The organism is Dietzia sp. IBK-p2-15D, from assembly GCF_057773105.1.
Window position 1 is genome coordinate 206,773 of sequence record NZ_JBYMTK010000005.1, and the last position, 18,061, is coordinate 224,833.

The window sequence follows — 18,061 nt, forward strand, 5'->3', positions numbered from 1 at the left end:
ACGGAAGCGGGGCGGCGATGCAGTTCGACAACTCGTCCCCGATCTGGGTGCAGCTCGTCGGGGAGTTCTCGCGGCGCATCGTGACCGGGGAGTGGGCGGCCGGGGAGAAGATGCCCGGCGTCCGGGAGTTGGCGGCCGATCTCGGCGTCAACCCCAACACCGCCCAACGCGCGCTCGCCGAGCTCGAACGGCTCGAACTGTGCCGGTCCGAGCGCGCCACCGGGCGGTTCGTCACGCAGGACGAAGAACGGATAGACGAGGTCCGCGCCGACCTCGCCACCGACGCCGCCGACGCCTTCATCCGGCGCGTCCGCGGCCTGGGAATGGCGCACGACAAAGCCCGAACGCTGCTCGACCACAGATGGGACACCCATGAACACACCACTACCGATGAGCACGACGGAGGTGCCTGACATGAGCGCCACCGACCACGCCGCCACCGCGAGCCCCGCCACTACACTCGTCGAGGCCACCGGTCTCCGCATGACGTACGGCGCCACCACCGCCCTCGACGGCCTGGACATGACCCTGGCCCCGGGGCAGATCGTCGGCCTGCTGGGCGAGAACGGCTGCGGGAAGACCACGCTGCTCAAGATCCTCGCCGGCGTCCTGGCCGGGTACTCCGGCGACGTGCGGATCGCCGGCCACGCCCCCGGCCCGGAGTCCAAGACCCTGGTGTCCTACCTACCCGACACCAGCTTCCTGCCCGACGCCGCGCGCGTGAGCTACTGCCTCGAGCTGTACACGGACTTCTTCGCTGACTTCCAGCCCGAGAAGGCGCGCGACCTCATCGGCTTCTTCGGCCTGAGCGAGTCCGCGCGGCTCAAGCAGATGTCCAAGGGCATGCGTGAGAAGGTCCAGATCGCACTAGCCATGTCCCGCGACGCGCGCGTGTTCCTCCTCGATGAGCCCATCTCGGGCGTCGACCCGGCCGCGCGTCAGGTGATCCTCGACGGGATCGTGCGCAACCTGTCGGAGGACTCGCTCCTGCTCATCACCACCCACCTCGTCCACGACCTCGAGCCGATCCTCGACGCCGCCGTCATGATGCGCCACGGCCGCGTCCTGCTCTCCGGCGACGCCGACGACCTCCGCGGCAGCCGCGGCGCCAGCCTCGACCAGATTTTCAGGGAGACCTACCGATGAGAGCGACGACGACAACACTCCTCAAGCACGAGTGGCTGCGCACGCGCGGTCCGCTCGCGACCCTCTTCGGGTTGGTCGCGCTGGTAGGTGTGCTGGGCAGCCTGCTCGGTGCCTCGGGATGGCCGCTCCTGTCCGAGCTCGGGCTGGCCGCGGGCATGCTCGCCGCGGTCGTGGCGGTCCCGGCCGTCCAGTTGGCCCTCGCCGCCGACTACTGGCGCTCCGGTTACGGCCGGACGGGGTACTTCACGCACTCGATCCCGGTCCGCGGGGCCCGCATCTTCCGGGCCAAGCTGGCGTGGGCGACGCTCGCCTCGCTGGCGGCGATCGTCCTGACCCTCGTGCTGGCGCTGCTGGCGTGGTGGGCGAACTCGCAGCGGTCCGGGGGCTCCGCGCCGTCGTGGTCGATGCTGACCGACGCGTGGTCCACCGTCACCGCCGTGACCCCGGCCTGGATGATCGCAAGCGGGTTGGCGCTGGTGCTCGCCTGGTTCCTGGTGTGGCCGGTGTACTACTACTTTGCCGTCTCGGTGGGGCACGAGCGGCGGCTGGCCGGACTCGGTGCCGGCGGGCCCGTGGTGGTGTTCGTCGCCGTCTACATCGCCAGCCAGGTCCTTGCCCTGCTCGGCATGCTCGTGATCCCGTTCGGGGTGGGGGAGGCCGACGGCGAGACCCTGGGCCTCGTCCGGTTCGACCTGGTCGGCGAGCTCGCCGCGGGGCGCACGACCAGCGAGGTCATGCCGGTCGGGTTCGTGGTCTCCCTGGTCGCGGTGGCGGCGTTCTGCCTCTGGCGCACCGCGCGATCGTGGAATCACAAGGTGGCGCTGGGCTAGTAGTCCCTGCCCGGGCACGGCCCCGGTCTGGATAAGGATTTCTTTGGCGGGCGGCGCGCGGTGGAGTAGTGTTCACATCCTCACCGCGCGTCGTCCGTTGGCCGCCGCGGGCCCCTCACCTCCCTCGAAAGACCGCGAGCATGCCGATCGTCCTGCCCTCCATGGCCCGTCCGACCCTGACCGAGCCCACCTACCTCACGCCTCCCGTCTGGAAGCCGGTCCTCGCCTGGGCCGGCCTGGTCATGGGCGGGATCATACTGGTGGGGGCGCTCGGAACGCTCGGCAGCGGCGTCCTCGAGTCGGTGGCGATGGCGCTCATCGGTCTGGCCATGGCCGTGGCGGGCGGGTGGTGGGTCTTCTGCGAGCGTGAGGACCGCACCCACGCCGAGGAGGACTTCCAACTCGACCGGCAGGCCGCTCTCGCCGCGCAATCGATGTCCGGCTTCGTCGCCCCGGACGCGCTGAGCCCGCTGACCTGGAATACCCCGTTGCGCCCGTTCACCCGTCGCTGGCCGGTGGTCGGCTCCGTCTCGGTGGCCATGTTCATCGTCGGCGCGGCACTGATGCCCACGCCCGCGCCCTCGCCGACCCCGGCCTCGAGCCCGGTGGCCGCTACCAGCACCGTCACCACCACGGCCCGGGCCGCTGCGCCGACGACCACCGTGACGCAGACCCCCACGAGTTCACCGACCTCGGCGACCCCGGTCACGCCGGCCGCCGTCGAGTCGGAGTCCGCGCCCCGGCAGCCGGTGGCCCCCGAGCCCACGTACGCGCCCGCCCCGGTCCAGACGTACGCCCCGCCGCAGACCTACGCGCCCGCCCCGGTCGCCGAGCCGGTCCCGCAGGCGGCGTACTACGCCAACTGTTCGGCGGTCCGGGCCGCCGGCGTCGCGCCGCTGTACCGCGGGCAGCCGGGGTACGCCTCGAAGCTGGACCGCGACAACGACGGTGTCGCCTGCGAATGATCCGCGGCGCCGGGGACCGCAGGATCGCTCGGCGCTGAAATCCTCGTCGTCGTCGTCGTTCCCGTGAGTCGTTCCGGGCCGGGCGAACGGATCAGGCAAGATGTGTATCGGCGCCGGGAACACACAGGTGAGCCCGCGCGTTGCACATGTACGAGTGATTCGTCGGTGACCCGGCGGGGACTCTCGACCAACGACCTTCCCCGACAATTCCGAAGGGACCTCGATGCGCACCAGCAGCAACCCGGTCTTCAGTTCACTGTCCACGGACAGTGCCCGCGGCGCCACCCACCTCGGTGGTGCCGGCCGTGGCGCCTTCCAGCAGGGCCAGTACGGCCAGCAGGGCTTCGGTGCCCAGGCCGGTTACGGTGCTCCGCAGGCGCACCCGCAGTTCGCCGCCGACACGCGGCCCATGACGATCGATGACGTCGTCGCGAAGACCGGCATGACGCTCGGTCTGCTCGCCATCGTCGGCACGATCTCCTTCTACCTGATCACGATGAATCCGGGGCTGCTGTTCCCGTTCATCCTGGTCGGCGGCATCGGCGGCCTGATCACCGTGCTGATCGCCACCTTCGCGCGAAAGATGGACTCCGCGCCCGTCACCCTGACCTACGGCGCCCTCGAGGGGCTGTTCGTCGGCGCGGCGACGTATCTGTTCACCATCGACCTGCAGGGGACCGGCGGCGTCCTGGGCGCGGTGGGTGCCGCGATCCTCGGCACCATCGGCGTCTTCGTGGGCATGCTGTTCGTCTACAAGACCGGCGCCGTGCGCGTGACGCCCAAGTTCACCCGCTTCATGTCCGCAGCGATCGTCGGTGTGCTGTTCGCGGCCCTGGGCAGCATCGTGCTGAGCCTGTTCACCGGCACCAACCCGCTGTACGACGGCGGCCCGATCGCTATCGGCTTCTGCCTCCTGTGCATCGGCCTTGCCGCGTTCAGCTTCCTGATGGACTTCGACAACGCCGACCGCCTCGTGCGCGCCGGTGCCCCGTCCAAGATGGCGTGGGGCGTCGCGCTCGGCCTCACGGTCACCCTGGTGTGGCTGTACGTCGAGATCCTCCGCCTCATGAGCTACTTCCGCGACTGACCGGCGCGAGCTGTAGCGCTGCCTGTCCGATCAGGTCAGGTCCCGGCGAATCCCGCGACCCCGGCCCCCGTGAGGGGAGCCGGGGTCGTCGGCATTTGGGGAGCGGGCGACGGGGCCCGGGCTAGGCGGATCCCGTCGGCGGCGACCGGCGTACGGGGCACGGGTGGGACGGGGGAGCGGCCTCCCGCTCCGGGGTGCGCGCCCGGAATGGACCAATCACAGCACAGAGGTGGGCCTGAGGCGTACCAAGAGGACGCGCACCCCGTGGGCGTCCGGGCCGGCAGGACGCCCGGGCCGGGCCGGCTCAGGATGGGCAGGGCCGGCTCAGGATGGATAGGACCGGGTCAGGTTGGGCCTGAGCCGGCCTAGCTCTCGAGCGCGGGCTTGATGTGTTCCCAGCCGGCGTCGAAGTACCGCATGAAGGTCGCCCAGTTGTGCAGACCGCTGTCCCCGTAGTCGGCCCGGTGCTGCACCCCGGCCTCCGTCAACGCTCGTGAGAACGCTGTGGTGGCCTCGTGAACCCCGCGCTCGAGCACGATGCCGAACCACATGGCGTACTTGTTGCTGCCGTACTCGCCCGGATCCTCCGGACCGATGTCGCCGTTGCCGGCCGACATGTACACAGCGGTGTCACGCAATTTCTCCGGGTGCGAGATGGTGTCGTGGTACCGCCACCGCTCACTTCCGCGCGGACCCCACATGTTGTCGAGATCGCCGCCGCGGGTCACGACGCTCAGTCGGACCGTCTGGTATCCGAGCGGGTCCATGGTCGAGTAGTTGCCGCTGAACGCCATCACCGCGGCGTACAGATCCGGATGCTGGGCCGCCAGATGCATCGCGGCCTGCGCACCCATCGAGTTTCCCGCGATGGCCGACTTGCCGTTGGTGTCCAACTCCCGGGCGACGATGGGCGGCAACTCCTCGGTGAGGAACGTTTCCCACTTGTGGTTGCCCAACACCGGATCCTCCTTCTCCCAGTCCGAGTAGAAGGAGGCGAACGCGCCCGCCGGGTTGACGATGTGGACGTTCTCGTCCGCCATCACCTCGTGGATGTCCGCGACGTGGTTCCAGCCCGTGCTGTACTCGGGCGCCCCGACGCCGTCGAGCAGGTACAGGACCGGCGCCGCCCCCTCGCCGCGGGACCTGACGACCTCCACGGTGACCACGCGCTGCATGGCGGCGGACTGGACGGACCAGTACTCGTACACGTTGTCCGGGCCGTCATAGCGATCGATGCCGAGGAACTTCGTCGTCTTGATGGACGGGTCGACTCTTGTCGGGACGCCGACCTCCTCTACTGACGCGGGGACGATCGGAACGTTCGACGATCCGACCGAGCCCAGCAGCCCGGCGGTGGAACCGACCGGAACGTGCTCGAGGCTGCCGGCGACCGTGTCGAACGCCACCTCGCCCACGGAGGACGAGGATCCGGCCTGCCCCTCCTCGGCCGAAGCCGGCGTGATCGAGACCGCGACCAGCGCGAGCGCGAGCGTGCCGAAGCCGAGGGTGCGGCGGAGGAAGGATGAGCGTGGGGACATGGGACTCCGATCTGACCAGCGACTGCTGAGTAGAGGATAGGACGCGCCCCCGACAACCCGCCCCCCGCCCTGAACGGACGTCCATCGGCGCCTATCGCCGCCACAACAAGAAGAGCGTCCCGACCACGTCCACTCGGGACACATGGTCGGAACGCTCTTCGCGTTGCCGCGCCGGGTGGGATCAGCTGAGGCGCTCGAGCACCATCGCCATGCCCTGGCCGCCGCCGACGCACATGGTCTCGACGCCGAACTGCTTGTCCTCGGCCTGGAGGTTGTTGATGAGCGACGCGGTGATGCGGGCGCCCGTCATGCCGAAGGGGTGGCCGAGCGCGATGGCGCCGCCGTTGACGTTGAGCTTGTCCTCCTCGATGCCGAGCTCGCGGGCCGAGCCGAGCACCTGCACGGCGAACGCCTCGTTGATCTCGAACAGGTCGATGTCGGAGATCGACTTGCCGGCGATGCGCAGCGCGTTCTTGACGGCTTCGATCGGGCCCAGGCCCATGATCTCGGGCGAGAGGCCGGACACGCCGGTGGAGACGACGCGCGCGAGCGGGGTCAGGCCCAGCTCCTTGGCCTTGGTATCGGACATGATCACCAGGGCGGCAGCACCGTCGTTGAGCGGGCAGCAGTTGCCGGCCGCGATGGTGCCGTCGGGACGGAAGACCGGCTTGAGCTGCGAGATCTTCTCGTAGGTGGTGCCGGGCCGCGGGCCGTCGTCGGCGGAGACGACGGTGCCGTCGGGCATCGTCACCGGGGTGATCTCATTGGCGAAGTGGCCACGGTCGACGGCGGCCACGGCGCGCTCCTGCGAGCGCACGCCCCAGCGGTCCTGCTCCTCGCGGGTGATGCCGGTCATCTGGGCCACGTTCTCGGCGGTCTGGCCCATCGGGATGTACACGTCGGGCAGCAGGCCCTCGGCGCGCGGGTCGGTCCACACAGGGGCCCCGCCCTCGGCGCGCGCGGCGGTGCGGGCCTCGGCGTCGGCGAAGATCGGGTTGTGGGTGTTCGGGATGTGGTCGGAGGTGCCGTACTGGAAGTTGGAGACGGTCTCCACGCCGGCGGAGATGAACACGTCACCCTCCCCGGCCTTGATCGCGTGCAGCGCCATGCGGGTGGTCTGCAGCGAGGAGGAGCAGTAGCGGTTGACGGTGGTGCCGGGCACGGTGTCCAGTCCGGCGAGGACCGACACGACGCGGGCCATGTTGAACCCCTGCTGGCCGCCGGGCAGCCCGTTCCCCAACATGAGGTCGTCGATCTGGGTGGGGTCGAGCGCGGGGATCTTGTCCAGCGCGGCCTTGACCATCTGGGCGGTGAGGTCGTCGGAGCGGATGCCCACGAGGGAACCCTTGTTGGCGCGCCCGATGGGGGAACGGGCGTACGAGACGATCACGGCTTCCGGCATGGAAAGCTCCTTCGTTGCGGGTGAGTGCTGGTGTGGTCGGGTCAGTCCTGGGGATCCGGGTCGTCCCGCGTCGAGCGGGTCGGTGTCAGGATCCGGCTACGGCGTCGGAGGGTGTCCGCGGCCTCACGGGCCTCGCCCGTGCTCTCGGGGTCACCGTCCACGTCCTCATTATGCAGGAACGTGTTCCGGTCACCGTCGTCCGCATCCTCGTGAGTGCGGACGAAGTCGGTCAGGCGCTTGGTCAGCCGGGCCACCACGGACTCGCGGTGCTCGGCGGGCGTACCGGTGTCGGCAGCGTCGGTAGTGTCGGCGGGCGCGCCGGCCTCGGCAGTGTCGTCGGAGTCGGCGAGGTCGGCGGCGCTTTCGGCGGACTCCAGTGAGGCGGCGGCCTCCTCGGCGTCGTGCGGTAGCTGCTCCTCGGGCACGTCCTCCCACACGCCCAGCGCCACACACACGGCGGGCAGCAGCAGGCCGGCGGCGAGTTCGTACCCGGCCGAGTTGGGATGGAACCGGTCGGGCGAGAACAAGCTCTCGCCACGACGGTGGAACTCGGGCGCGAGGGTCTCCGCCAGGGAGACGGGGACGCCGCCGGCCTTGCGGGCCTGCACGGCTTGCGCGCCGGCCAGGCGTCGGCTCAGGCCGGACATGACCGATCGCAACGGCTGGGGGACCGGCTTGATGATGCTCAGGTCGGGGCAGGTGCCCACCACGACGTGCGAACCGTTCTCCCGGAGCGCCCGCACCGCGTCACCTACTCGCCGCGCCGAGGGACCGATCGCGTTGCGGGAGGTGATGTCGTTGCCGCCGACGAGGATCACCGAGATGTCGGGGTCGCCGTGCGCGATCTGCATCGCCTCGATCTGCCCGGGCAGTCCCTTGGAGGTGGCGCCGACGATCGCCTTGATGCTCAGCCGTACATCCCAGCCGGACTCTTCGGCCAGGCCGCGCGCCAGCAGCACGCCGGGCAGCTCGTCAGGGGAGTCGGCGCCGAGGCCGGCGGCGAGCGAGTCGCCGAAGATCATCATGTGTACGTCGCACGTCATTCCGGGTCTCCACGGTTCGGGTGACCGGGCCCCGGGCCGGTAGAGCCCGTCGCCGGAGTAGGGCCGCGACGTCGGCTTGGGGATCACCCGGCGCGCGATCCGGGCCTGCTGCGTGAGTACCTCCTGCGCGCCGCGGTACGCCCCCACCGTGCCCACGGCTGCCAGCCCGAGGCTCATCCAGAGGCGTCGGGAGGCGTCGTCGGCGTCCGTCATCGGGCGTGTCGTCTCCCCTCTGGGTTTGCGCCGGACTCTGGGTGTGCGCGGGACTCTGCGTTGTGGTGGGACCCGGCGCTGTGGTGGGCCCCGGCGTCGTGGCGTGAGCCCGTCCGGTGCCGTGCGGCGGACGGAGCGGCCAGCTCACGGGCATGCTGGGCCAACTCGACGATAGCCCTCCTGCTCTCGGCCGGCCCGCGGGAGAGGTCGATCGGGTACTCCACGATCGAGATGTCGGTGTGGACGATCCGTCGGGGCTGGGGGGAATCGTCGCGCCGCTGGGCCGGGTAGACGAGGTACGCGCGGTCCACCCCGAGCGCGGTGCAGGCGGCCAACAGTCGATAGTGCTCGGCGGCGCGGGCCCGGCGGTCCGTGGGATAGGTCGGGACGAACGTGGTGACGGGCTCGCCGTCGACCTCGTACACCAACCCCGTGCGCACGGAGATGTGGTCACCGTCGTCGGACGGCGCGCTGTGACGACCCGACGGCGCGTCGTCCGCCTCGGCACCGGAATCCAGATTGACGACGGGGTTCTGCAGCAGCCGACCCCCCCGGCCGTCGAGGGCGGCGGTCAGCTCGGCCTCCACGAAGCGTTCGAACAGTGCAGGCATCTCGGTGACGAAGGCGGCCGACGCGGCGTGACCGTCCTCGACCTCCACCGAGATCCGCCGCACGATGCGGTCCGCCAACGCGAGCGCGTCCTGGTAGCGGGCGTTGAGCCTGCTGGGCGTCCACGCCGGCACGGGCGCGCCCTGGCCGATGAGCGTGGCGTCCGACAGGCGGGCGTCGACCATCGCCAGCCGGCGGCGGGTGGAATCGGGCAGCTCGGGAAGGAACTGCAGGCGGTGGGCGGCCGTGCGCAGGATGCGGTTCTCTGCGATGTCCGGGGTGAACTCGGAGTAGGTGACCTCGAGCGGGATGGTCATGCCCGGGTGGCGGCGGATCTGGTCACCCAGTCGGATCCGCCCGCGCACGGTGGTCAGCGCCTCGTCGACCCTGCGGTACCCGCGCAGCAGTCCGGCGGACAGGGCCCGGTGCGCTAACCGGGCCATGGACTCGGCGACGGAGGTCCACAGCTCGTCGTCGTCCCTGGCCTGCACCGATGAGGACAGGAAGGGGTCGTCGGCCGCGTGGTCGAGCAGGAAGAACAACTGCGTCAGGCCGAGGCTGGCGGCGGGCATGACCCGCACCGACAGACCTTCGACGCGGACCGAACCGACCGCGCCGCAGGGGATGAGCCGCCACGTGTCGCGGCCGGCGGGCAGCACCTCCACGAGGCCGGTCTGCGACAGGTGCTGCGCGCCCTCCCAGCTCAGGTTGACCAGTCGGCCACGGCGGTCGAACTCGTCGAACTCGAGTGCCACCGGCGACGCCGGCGACTGTGCCGACGCCGGCGCACCGGCGCGAGTCGGAGTTGCGGTCACGCCCGCCCGATCTTGCGGCGCAGTGCCGCGAGGCCGAACCGCTCGTGCACCTCGGCGCGGGTGAGCCGCCCGTAGTAGTGCTCCTCGAGCAGTGGGAGGAGGTCGAACCTCCAGATGGCCTCGAGGCCGCCCGGCTCGGTGGCCTGGTCCTTCATGAAGTACGACGGCCCGATCCGCAGGTCGCGGTCGGAGTCGTCGATCTCGGAGTTGAGCGCCTCGAGCAGCTCCGCGGGCTCGGTCGTCACGCCGCGCGCCTCGAGGTGGCGTCGCAGCACGCCGGCCACCGGCGGGGTGTCGGGGTGCAGTTCCATGAACGCGAAGCGTCGGCGGATGGCGGCGTCGACCATGGCGATCGACCGGTCGGCGGTGTTCATGGTGCCGATGATGAACAGGTTGCGCGGCAGCCGGAACGAGGTGTCGGGGGAGTACTGCGGCAGCACGGTCCGGTCCCGGTACTCCAGCAGGAAGTACATCTCGCCGAACACGCGGGCCAGGTCGGCGCGGTTCATCTCGTCGATGATGAGGAAGCTCGGGTGTTCGCGACCCGACTCCGAGGTCGCCCGCGCGGCCTGGCGCCGCAGCGGCCCGGCCTGGAGAGCGAAGCCGGGCTGCCCCGACTCGGTGAGCGTGGGCCGGTAGCCCTCGAAGAAGTCCTCGTAGGCGTAGCTGGGGTGGAACTGCACGAGCTGGACCCGGCTGGGGTCGTCGGGGCCGGCGAGGAAGCGGGCCAGTTCCTGGGCGAGGTAGGTCTTGCCGGTGCCGGGCGGGCCGTAGAACACGATCTGCTGACGCTGCTGCAGGGTGTCGACGATCTCCTGCAACTCCTCGCGGGGCATGTGCAGTCCGTCGGCCAGCTCGTCGGTGACCTCGGGCAGGGTCGGCACCGCCCCGGCGGCGGGGGCCTCGGCGACCTGCGACTCCGCGGAGTGGCGCCCGGGGTGCATCGCCGAGAGCATCGCGTCCAGGCCGTCGGTGAGGTCGACGACCGTGCCGGGCTCGCCGATCAACTCGGACAGGGGACTGGGCAGAGTCTCCAGGTCGAGGGTGACGGTGCTCCACAGCACCGAACGCTCGAGTTGCTGGCCGCCGTCGTCGACGTAGCCGAGGTCGTCGGTGAGGGTGCCCAGATGCAGTTTGGCGTCGGCGACCGTGGCCACCACGTCCTGCGGGTTCATCCGGGACAGGAAGGTGTGCAGCTCGGCGGTGAGCTGGAACCGGGCCTGGTAGTCCAGGTGCGGGTAACCCTGCTCGACGGCCTGGGACACCTCGAGCCGGCTGGCGTGCGCGGGGATCCGCGGCAGGTGCGAGGCGGGCAGCGCGATGCGGTTCTGGGCGACCCACTGGCCGGCCTGGCCGACGCCGCCGCGGCCGGGCCGCACGAGCCAGGCACGCCGGGAGTGGTCGTCGCGGTGGCGTTGCCACTGGTTGGCGACGGAGCCGCGGTACCAGTCGACGGGCTGGCCGAGCTGCGCGGAGAGCACCTCGGAGATGCGGTGCAGGTCCTGGTCGATGTCCAGCTCGTCGATGCCGGACGGGCCGCCGATGAGGTCGGCGAACGCGTCGCGGATGCGGGTCTTGTGCTCGTGCTTGACGATCGGCTGGAAGTAGCCGGGCCACACGAGGTACTGGAGGCTGTAGCGGATGGCCCGCCAGTCACCGGGGGTGGAGCGGGCCGCGCGCTGGAACTCCCACGGGTCCGACAGGGCGGCGTCCCGGACGGACGCGTCGAGCTCCGCCCAGTGGATGACGAACGAGCACAGCCAGCGCAGGTGCTCGCGCATCTGCACGTTGAACCCCAGGCCGCCGGTGAGCGGGCCCTTCTCGCTGAGGACCTCGTCGAGATCGGTGGGTATCGCGGGCGCGTCCTCGATCCAGGAGAGCACATCGCGGACGCGGCCGCGCTTGAGGCGGGCCGTGACCGTGGACAGGGGGAGCTGCTGGATGAAGAGCAGCTCGGCGGCGAGCAGGACCACGGGCCGCGGTGCGCCCTCGAGCTGGTCGTGCAGCGCCTGCATCACGGGGGAGCGGGTCGCCCCGGGCGCCGCGCCGGCGGCCCCTTCCTCGGGGTCGGAGTCCAGACGGCGGGCCAGCTCCTCGGCCACCTCGGGAGTCCACGTGTAGAGGTCGTCCTCGAAGGGGGACTGGCCCGTCCGCAGTGCCGGTCCCAGGACCCGCCCGGCCGCCGCTTCGATAGTCGGGGCCGGGCCGTGGGGCCTGTCCTGGGAACCGTCTGACACGTGGAACTCCTGCTACGCCGGGGCGGATTCGGGCCCGCCTGGAGGCGGCCCGACATTCGTGAAGAACCTACCACCGGCCCCGGTCTTCAGCCGGTCAGCTGTGGTACGGCTCCGCGGTCACGATGGTGACGGCGACCTTCTTGCCGTTGGGGGCGGTGTACTCGCGGCTCTCCCCGTTCTTGGCGCCCAGGACGGCCTTGCCGAGCGGGGACTCGGGGGAGTAGATCTCGAGGTCGTCCTTTCCGGAGCCCTCGCCGCGGGTACCGATGAGGAAGGTCTCCTTGGTGTCCTCGTTGCCGTTGTAGTAGGCGCGGACGACGGAGCCGATGAGCGCGACACCGGACTCGGTGGGCGTCTCGCCGACCTGGGCATTGGCCAGCAGGTCGTCGATGGTCCGGATGCGGGCCTCCTCCTGGCCCTGCTGCTCACGCGCGGCGTGGTAGCCGGCGTTCTCCTTGAGGTCGCCCTCCTCGCGCCGCTCGTTGATCTCGGCGGCGATGACCGGACGGTTGGCGATCAGCGCCTCCTTCTCGGCCATGAGGCGGTCGTACGATTCCTGGGTCAACCAGTGGACCTGGGTGTCGTTCGCCATGAGCGCACTCCAATCTGTTCGCGTGCGTGATGTAAGAAAAACACGGCCCCGCGAAAAAGGGAGCCGTGCTGAAGCGCCGATTCTAACACAGGCGCCGTCGGTCGCCGGCCGATACGCGCGGCCCTGACGGCGTGGCCGTCTGCGGCCCTACCTGCGCAGGTAGTCGGGGACGTCGTCGCCACACCCGTAGACGTCCGCGGCGAACGCGCGGGCGGTGGTGAAGATGGACGCGTCGATCTGGATCGTGGTGTTCTCCGACGGTGGGACGTACACCTCGCGCCGACCGAGTTCGCCCTTGGACTCATCCTGGGCCCGGATGATGCAGTAGGCGGGCGTGCCCGGCTCCTCGCGCGTCACGGTGAACGTCAGGTCGACCCGCGACTCGTCGACGACCTCCACCCCGATCGCCTCACCGGTGATGTCCGGCGTCTGGTTGAGTCGCCACATCGTGTAGACGCCGGCGATCACCAGGCCGCCCACGAGCAGCGCCAGGATGACGGCGACGACCTTGCCGGTCAGGTTCGAGCCGCGGTCGGCGGTCGCGTACCGGTCCGCGGGCGGGCCCACGGGGGGCTGCGACGGGGCGTCCGACCTCGGCTCACTCATGGGAGCCAGGGTATCGGGGCACGCCGGCGGGGACGGCCGGGGGTCGCCGGCGGGCCCCGCCGGGGGCGGCGCCTGGGCCGACGCCCATAGAATGGTGCGGTCATCCACTCACGTGAGAAGAACGGCAGGTGCTCCCGATGGCCGGTCTGCGGCTGATGGCGGTCCACGCCCACCCCGACGACGAGTCGTCAAAGGGGTCGGCAACCATGGCCAGGTACGTCGCCGAGGGCGTCCACGTGCTGGTGGAGACGTGCACCGGGGGCGAGCGGGGCGACATCCTCAACCCCGCGATGGACCGCCCCGACATCGTCGCGGACCTGACGGGCGTCCGGGTGCGTGAGATGGCGCGCGCGGCCGACATCCTGGGGGTCGACCACCACTGGCTGGGGTATGTGGACTCGGGGTTGCCGGAGGGTGACCCCACGCCACCCCTGCCGGAGGGATGTTTCGCCCTGGCCGACGACGACGAGGTCACCGAGTCCCTGGTCCGCAGGATCCGGGAGTTCCGTCCCCACGTGATGATCACCTACGACGAGAACGGTGGATATCCCCACCCGGATCACCTGAAGGTGCACTCGGCGTCGATGGCCGCGTACGAGGCCGCCGCCAACCCCGACCGGTATCCGGACGCCGGTGAGCCGTGGGCGATCGCCAAGGTCTACTACACCCACGGATTCCCCAAGAGCCGCCTCCAGCTGCTGGACGACGAGCTGTTCGCCCGCGACGGGGTGCGCCACTTCGAGGATTTCCTCTCCCGCTGGGGGGACCGCCCCGACATCATGGAGCGGGTCACCACGCGGGTCGAGTGCGCTGACTACTTCGAGCAGCGCAACTCGGCACTGCTGGCCCACGCCACCCAGATCGACCCCAACGGCTGGTTCTTCGCCGCACCCGTGGAGATGCAGCAGCGGGTGTGGCCCACCGAGGAGTTCGAGCTCGCCGCCAGCCGGGTGGGCTTTCCCGAGCTCGGTGAGGGAGAATACGAGACAGACCTGTTCGAGGGGGTCGACCCGCACGTCGCGCTCCCCGTCGGCCCGAGCACGAGTGAGGACGCACGATGATCACCCTGGGACCGGACGTCCAGATCCTGGCGTATCAGTCGGCGATGGTCTTCGCGCAGAACCAGTCGCCCGGTACGCCCGGGTACAACGACAACCCGGTGGGACCGGAGTTCGGCAAGGCGTCGCCGATCGGTATCCCGGTGATCCTGCTGCTGCTCATCGCCACCGTGCTGCTCATCCGCAACATGAACAAGCACATCAAGAACCTGCCGGAGAGCTTCGACACCGAGCATCCCGAGCCGGATCAGCTCGCCGACGAGGGCACCGACCGCGGCGCCGTCCCGCCCCTGGAGCAGACCGACGGGCAGCCCGACCCCCGCTGACGGTCTGCGTCGGGGCCGGGCCGCACACCCCGCCGGGGGCAGGACCTGCCCGCCGGTTCAGCGGCCCAAGAGGTCGCCCATCGGGACGAAGTCGCTGAACTCGTCGTCGTCGGTCTTCCGTCCCCGACCGGCGTCCGCGCGCGTCGGCGCCACCGCGCCGGCGGTGACTCCGGCGAACCGCAGCATGTAGTCCGACAGTTCGGTGCCCACCCGCGCGGTACGTGCGCGCAGCGAGTCCTCGTCGCCGTCGGTGGCGACGGCGCCGAAGTCCTCGGACGCCGCGAACACGGTCGTGGGCACGACGTCGGCCTTGAGGTAGGCGAACATCGGCCGCAGTGCGTAGTCGACCGCCAGCGAGTGACGCGCGGTTCCGCCGGTCGCGCCCAACGCCACCGGCACGCCGGCGATCGTGCCGGGTTGGATGACGTCGAACAGCGACTTGAACAGGCCCGAGAACGACTGGTTGTAGATGGGCGTCACCGCGATCAGCCCATCCGCCCGGCCGATCTCGTCGATCGCCGCGGCCAGTTTTTCCCCGGGGAACCTGGTGAAGGTGGCGTCGACGACCTCGTGCGCCAGTTCGCGGGCCTCGAGGACCGTCACGTCGACCCTCTGGCCGTGCCGCGCGAGCGCGTCGCGGGTCGCGGCGGTGAGCTGGTCGGCGAGCATCCGGGTGCTGGAGGGCACCGAGGTTCCGGCGGCGACGACGACGAGGTTGAGCGGCCGCCCGGCGGAGTGGCTGTTGTGGGGGTCGGTCACTTGGAGTCCTTCCCGGCCGGCGCCTCGGCGAGGCGGGCCTGGTTGCGGCGGGCGCGGGCCAGCGACTGCTCCTGGGCGCGCTGACCGCCCTCGGCGGTGAGGCCCGTCCAGTTGTCGCCGGTGCCGAAGCGGTACGCGTCGGAATAGGTGGGATCGCCGGCGGCGGCCAGGTCGGCGTCGCGGGCGGCCACTCGCCCGGCGTGGGTCGGCCCGTCCGGGACGTGGGCCGGGCGCAGTGCGTCGAGTTCCCGTCGCAGGGTCGGCACGATCTCGGTGCCCAGGATCTCGATCTGCTCGAGAACGGTCTTGCGGGGCAGGCCGGCGTGGTCGATGAGGAACAGCTGACGCTGGTAGTCGCCCACGTGCTCGCGCATGGTCATGTATCGGTCGATGATCTGCTGCGGCGAGCCGACGGTCAGCGGGGTCTGGGCAGTGAAGTCCTCCAGCGACGGGCCGTGGCCGTAAACCGGCGCGTTGTCGAAGTAGGGGCGGAACTCGTCGACCGCGTCCTGACTGTTGGTGCGGGCGAAGAACTGCCCGCCCAGGCCGACGATCGCCTGGTCCGCCGAGCCGTGGCCGTAGTGCTCGTAGCGGCGGCGGTACAGCTCGACCATCTGCTTGGTGTGGTGGATCGGCCAGAAGATGTTGTTGTGGAAGAAGCCGTCTCCGTAGAACGCGGCCTGCTCGGCGATCTGCGGCGAGCGGATCGAGCCGTGCCACACGAAGGGCGCGACGCCGTCCAGCGGGCGCGGGGTCGAGGTGAACTGCTGCAGGGCCGTGCGGAACTTGCCCTCCCAGTCCACGACGTCCTCGTGCCACAGGCGGTGGAGCAGTTCGTAGTTCTCGATCGCGATCGGCAGGCCCTGCCGGATGTCCTGCCCGAACCACGGGTAGACCGGGCCGGTGTTGCCACGGCCCATCGTCAGGTCCACCCGGCCGCCTGCCAGGTGCTGCAGCATGGCGTAATCCTCGGCGATCTTCACCGGGTCGTTGGTGGTGATCAGGGTGGTGGCCGTCGACAGGATGATCTCGGAGGTCCTGCCCGCGATGTAGCCCAGCGTCGTGGTGGGGGAGGACGTCACGAACGGCGGGTTGTGGTGTTCACCCAGCGCGAAGACGTCGAGGCCCACCTGCTCGGCCAGCGTGGCGTACTCGACGACGGCCTCCAGCCGCTCGTGCTCGGTGGGTATCCGCCCGGTGGTGGGGTCCGGGGTGATGTCGGCGATGCTGAAGATTCCGAACTGCATGATGGTGGCCTCTCGTCTGTTGGTGTCCCCATCTTAACTTGCTGACATGTCAAACAAAAGGGTGTGGGGCGGTATTCCCCCTCACATGGCGGGTGCACGGCAGCGGGCAGCGGGCGGGGCACCGCTGCCCGCTGCCCCCTGCCCCCTGCCCCCTGCCCCCTGCCCGCTGCCGGCTGCCGGCTGCCCGCAGCGCGCGTCCCACCCGGCCTCGCCTGTGAGCGACGCCGGTGACCCCCGTCGCGCGGAACGACTTCGGTCGAACATCTGCGGCCCGGCACGCCGAGGTGTGACCATTCGTCGACGTACACAACTCGGCTGACCACCGGAGGGCTCGTGACCGATTGGATCGTCCGCAGGTGGAAGCGGTTCGGGCACGACAGGCTCTACGCATCCACCCCCGGCGGCACCGACCTCGGGTACCTCGACGTGGCCAGCGGGAGATTCCACTCCGACGACTTGTCGAACCTCCCTCTGTTGCGCCGAGCGATCGAGGAACATCTCGACACGAACGAGCCGTCTTCCTGCCGGAATTCGCCTGCGCCCCGGCAGTCAGCTTCAGCACACGAGTCGTCTCCGTTGGCGTCGGCGTCTCCCACTGCGTCGACTGCGCCGGAGTGCGAGGTATCGGACCGGGAGTCGAACCCACAGCCAGTGTCGCGCTCGACTCGGACCGCCCCGGCGCCAGTAGCGCCGCCATCAACGTCATCAGCCGAGCCAGCCGTGCCGGCCGTGCCATCCGGATGGCACGATCTCGCGGACGTGCGAGCCGGGGCTGCAGCGCGTGAGCGGGCGCTGGCGGAGCGCGAGGCGCAGGGGCTGATGCGGCACCTGTTCGCCCGGATGCTCGACGCGAAGACGGACGAGCGGGCATGGCGGATCGGCGCGGACGGCGAGCACGCCATCGCCGAGCAGCTCGGCAGGCTCGGCGCGGAGTGGAGGGTGCTCCATGCCGTTCGCGTCGGCGAGCGTGGTGCGGATATCGACCACGTGGTGGTCGGCCCGGGTGGCGTGTTCACCGTGAATGCGAAGAACCACCCGAAGGCATCGGTGTGGGTCGGCGGAGACATCGTCATGGTGAACGGTCGACGAGTCCCCTATGTCCGTAACAGCAGGTTCGAGGGGAAGCGGGCGTCACGAATGCGCGCGGAGCACGTCGGGTTCCCGGTGCCGGTGATCGGGTTGATAGCGGTCGTGGGCGCGCGACGAGGGTTCACGGTGAGGGCCCAGCCTGCAGACGGTGCGGTTGCCGTTGTCCCGCGGCGGGGGATCGGCCGATTTCTCAAGGCTCAACCGCCACGCCTGAGTTTGCGCGAGATCGACGCGATCCACGAGGTGGCCAGGCGATCGAGCACCTGGCAGCGCTGAACCCCAGAGGGCGGCCAGTCTGTAGGAGGCGGCGACGCTACGCCGTGTGGGAGGCGTCGCGGGGCGGTGGTTCGTGGCGTGGCGGCTCGCAGCGGCGCCGGGTGGTGCCTGGCGGGTTGGTGAGGTGGCCGTCGTCGGCGGTGAGGCGGTCGAGGTGTTCTCGCCATTGGTGTTCGAGGATGTGGTTGCGTGCCTGGGCCAGGGGGCCGGTGGGGTTGGTGTG

The 18,061-nt window shown here is 70.4% G+C and carries 17 protein-coding genes and 1 pseudogene; 8 read left to right on the forward strand and 10 right to left on the reverse strand.

The features are described from left to right. Positions 1-17: 17 nt before the first annotated feature. The 5 genes from AC3DEV_RS09305 to AC3DEV_RS09325 all read left to right on the forward strand — a co-directional run bounded on the left by AC3DEV_RS09305 (position 18) and on the right by AC3DEV_RS09325 (position 4,028). On the forward strand, positions 18-413 hold the full coding sequence (locus tag AC3DEV_RS09305) for a GntR family transcriptional regulator (protein ID WP_069390092.1): 396 nt from the start codon (positions 18-20) through the stop codon (positions 411-413). Between the two features lies 1 nt (position 414). Continuing rightward, positions 415-1,146, forward strand: a complete 732-nt coding sequence (locus AC3DEV_RS09310; protein WP_488371915.1) for an ABC transporter ATP-binding protein — start codon at positions 415-417, stop codon at positions 1,144-1,146. Beyond that, positions 1,143-1,976, forward strand: a complete 834-nt coding sequence (locus AC3DEV_RS09315) for a hypothetical protein (protein ID WP_488371916.1) — start codon at positions 1,143-1,145, stop codon at positions 1,974-1,976. Before AC3DEV_RS09310 ends, AC3DEV_RS09315 begins: the two co-directional genes overlap by 4 nt. Before the next feature lie 140 nt (positions 1,977-2,116). After that, the gene (locus tag AC3DEV_RS09320; RefSeq protein ID WP_488371917.1) at positions 2,117-2,941 is read left to right on the forward strand and encodes an excalibur calcium-binding domain-containing protein; all 825 of its coding nucleotides are present in this window, start codon (positions 2,117-2,119) and stop codon (positions 2,939-2,941) included. 223 nt (positions 2,942-3,164) lie between these two features. Next, a complete protein-coding gene (locus tag AC3DEV_RS09325) occupies positions 3,165-4,028 on the forward strand; it encodes a Bax inhibitor-1/YccA family protein (protein WP_488371918.1) in 864 nt (287 codons plus the stop codon). Positions 4,029-4,393: 365 nt separating this feature from the next. Here the strand turns inward: AC3DEV_RS09325 and AC3DEV_RS09330 are convergent, their stop codons facing one another. The 7 genes from AC3DEV_RS09330 to AC3DEV_RS09360 all read right to left on the reverse strand — a co-directional run bounded on the left by AC3DEV_RS09330 (position 4,394) and on the right by AC3DEV_RS09360 (position 13,083). Further along, the gene (locus tag AC3DEV_RS09330; protein WP_488371919.1) at positions 4,394-5,566 is read right to left on the reverse strand and encodes an alpha/beta hydrolase; all 1,173 of its coding nucleotides are present in this window, start codon (positions 5,564-5,566) and stop codon (positions 4,394-4,396) included. Between the two features lie 181 nt (positions 5,567-5,747). Beyond that, positions 5,748-6,968, reverse strand: a complete 1,221-nt coding sequence (locus AC3DEV_RS09335; protein ID WP_325767566.1) for an acetyl-CoA C-acetyltransferase — start codon at positions 6,966-6,968, stop codon at positions 5,748-5,750. A 41-nt stretch (positions 6,969-7,009) separates the two neighbouring features. Further along, on the reverse strand, positions 7,010-8,224 hold the full coding sequence (locus AC3DEV_RS09340; protein ID WP_488371920.1) for an SGNH/GDSL hydrolase family protein: 1,215 nt from the start codon (positions 8,222-8,224) through the stop codon (positions 7,010-7,012). Next, a complete protein-coding gene (locus AC3DEV_RS09345; RefSeq protein ID WP_488371921.1) occupies positions 8,221-9,588 on the reverse strand; it encodes an McrC family protein in 1,368 nt (455 codons plus the stop codon). Before AC3DEV_RS09345 ends, AC3DEV_RS09340 begins: the two co-directional genes overlap by 4 nt. Positions 9,589-9,644: 56 nt before the next feature. After that, positions 9,645-11,885 (reverse strand): AAA family ATPase, encoded by a 2,241-nt coding sequence (locus AC3DEV_RS09350; protein ID WP_488371922.1) that lies wholly within the window; start codon positions 11,883-11,885, stop codon positions 9,645-9,647. 94 nt (positions 11,886-11,979) lie between these two features. Continuing rightward, positions 11,980-12,477, reverse strand: coding sequence for a transcription elongation factor GreA (greA, locus tag AC3DEV_RS09355; protein ID WP_067715687.1), 498 nt, complete (start codon positions 12,475-12,477; stop codon positions 11,980-11,982). Between the two features lie 147 nt (positions 12,478-12,624). Beyond that, complete coding sequence (locus tag AC3DEV_RS09360; protein WP_488371923.1) at positions 12,625-13,083, reverse strand: DUF4307 domain-containing protein; 459 nt, start codon at positions 13,081-13,083, stop codon at positions 12,625-12,627. 137 nt (positions 13,084-13,220) lie between these two features. Between AC3DEV_RS09360 and mca the strand changes: the two genes are divergently transcribed. Together mca and AC3DEV_RS09370 are read left to right on the forward strand one after the other, a co-directional pair. Then, on the forward strand, positions 13,221-14,144 hold the full coding sequence (gene mca / locus AC3DEV_RS09365) for a mycothiol conjugate amidase Mca (RefSeq protein ID WP_488371924.1): 924 nt from the start codon (positions 13,221-13,223) through the stop codon (positions 14,142-14,144). 44 nt (positions 14,145-14,188) lie between these two features. After that, positions 14,189-14,467 carry a hypothetical protein gene (locus AC3DEV_RS09370; RefSeq protein ID WP_488371934.1) on the forward strand — a complete coding sequence of 93 codons (279 nt, stop codon included), beginning with the start codon at positions 14,189-14,191 and terminating at the stop codon, positions 14,465-14,467. A gap of 57 nt (positions 14,468-14,524) precedes the next feature. On the opposite strand, the gene AC3DEV_RS09375 is transcribed toward AC3DEV_RS09370, so the two are convergent. Both AC3DEV_RS09375 and AC3DEV_RS09380 read right to left on the reverse strand, forming a co-directional pair. Further along, positions 14,525-15,226: a CE1759 family FMN reductase gene (locus tag AC3DEV_RS09375; RefSeq protein WP_488371925.1), complete on the reverse strand. Its 702-nt coding sequence runs from the start codon at positions 15,224-15,226 to the stop codon at positions 14,525-14,527. Beyond that, the gene (locus AC3DEV_RS09380) at positions 15,223-16,473 is read right to left on the reverse strand and encodes an LLM class flavin-dependent oxidoreductase (protein ID WP_096905167.1); all 1,251 of its coding nucleotides are present in this window, start codon (positions 16,471-16,473) and stop codon (positions 15,223-15,225) included. The genes AC3DEV_RS09375 and AC3DEV_RS09380 overlap by 4 nt, the downstream gene beginning before the upstream one ends. Before the next feature lie 759 nt (positions 16,474-17,232). Here AC3DEV_RS09380 and AC3DEV_RS09385 point away from each other — a divergent pair. Continuing rightward, positions 17,233-17,838 (forward strand): nuclease-related domain-containing protein, encoded by a 606-nt coding sequence (locus AC3DEV_RS09385; protein WP_488371926.1) that lies wholly within the window; start codon positions 17,233-17,235, stop codon positions 17,836-17,838. Between the two features lie 37 nt (positions 17,839-17,875). On the opposite strand, the pseudogene AC3DEV_RS09390 reads toward AC3DEV_RS09385, so the two are convergent. After that, positions 17,876-18,061, reverse strand: a pseudogene (locus AC3DEV_RS09390) (hypothetical protein); the annotation flags it as partial.

Coding starts and splice junctions, on each gene's coding strand:
- AC3DEV_RS09305 (WP_069390092.1), top strand. CDS start 18: ATGCAGTTCGACAACTCGTCCCCGATCTGGGTGCAGCTCGTCGGGGAG.
- AC3DEV_RS09310 (WP_488371915.1), top strand. CDS start 415: ATGAGCGCCACCGACCACGCCGCCACCGCGAGCCCCGCCACTACACTC.
- AC3DEV_RS09315 (WP_488371916.1), top strand. CDS start 1,143: ATGAGAGCGACGACGACAACACTCCTCAAGCACGAGTGGCTGCGCACG.
- AC3DEV_RS09320 (WP_488371917.1), top strand. CDS start 2,117: ATGCCGATCGTCCTGCCCTCCATGGCCCGTCCGACCCTGACCGAGCCC.
- AC3DEV_RS09325 (WP_488371918.1), top strand. CDS start 3,165: ATGCGCACCAGCAGCAACCCGGTCTTCAGTTCACTGTCCACGGACAGT.
- AC3DEV_RS09330 (WP_488371919.1), bottom strand. CDS start 5,566: ATGTCCCCACGCTCATCCTTCCTCCGCCGCACCCTCGGCTTCGGCACG.
- AC3DEV_RS09335 (WP_325767566.1), bottom strand. CDS start 6,968: ATGCCGGAAGCCGTGATCGTCTCGTACGCCCGTTCCCCCATCGGGCGC.
- AC3DEV_RS09340 (WP_488371920.1), bottom strand. CDS start 8,224: ATGACGGACGCCGACGACGCCTCCCGACGCCTCTGGATGAGCCTCGGG.
- greA (WP_067715687.1), bottom strand. CDS start 12,477: ATGGCGAACGACACCCAGGTCCACTGGTTGACCCAGGAATCGTACGAC.
- AC3DEV_RS09360 (WP_488371923.1), bottom strand. CDS start 13,083: ATGAGTGAGCCGAGGTCGGACGCCCCGTCGCAGCCCCCCGTGGGCCCG.
- mca (WP_488371924.1), top strand. CDS start 13,221: ATGGCCGGTCTGCGGCTGATGGCGGTCCACGCCCACCCCGACGACGAG.
- AC3DEV_RS09370 (WP_488371934.1), top strand. CDS start 14,189: ATGGTCTTCGCGCAGAACCAGTCGCCCGGTACGCCCGGGTACAACGAC.
- AC3DEV_RS09380 (WP_096905167.1), bottom strand. CDS start 16,473: ATGCAGTTCGGAATCTTCAGCATCGCCGACATCACCCCGGACCCCACC.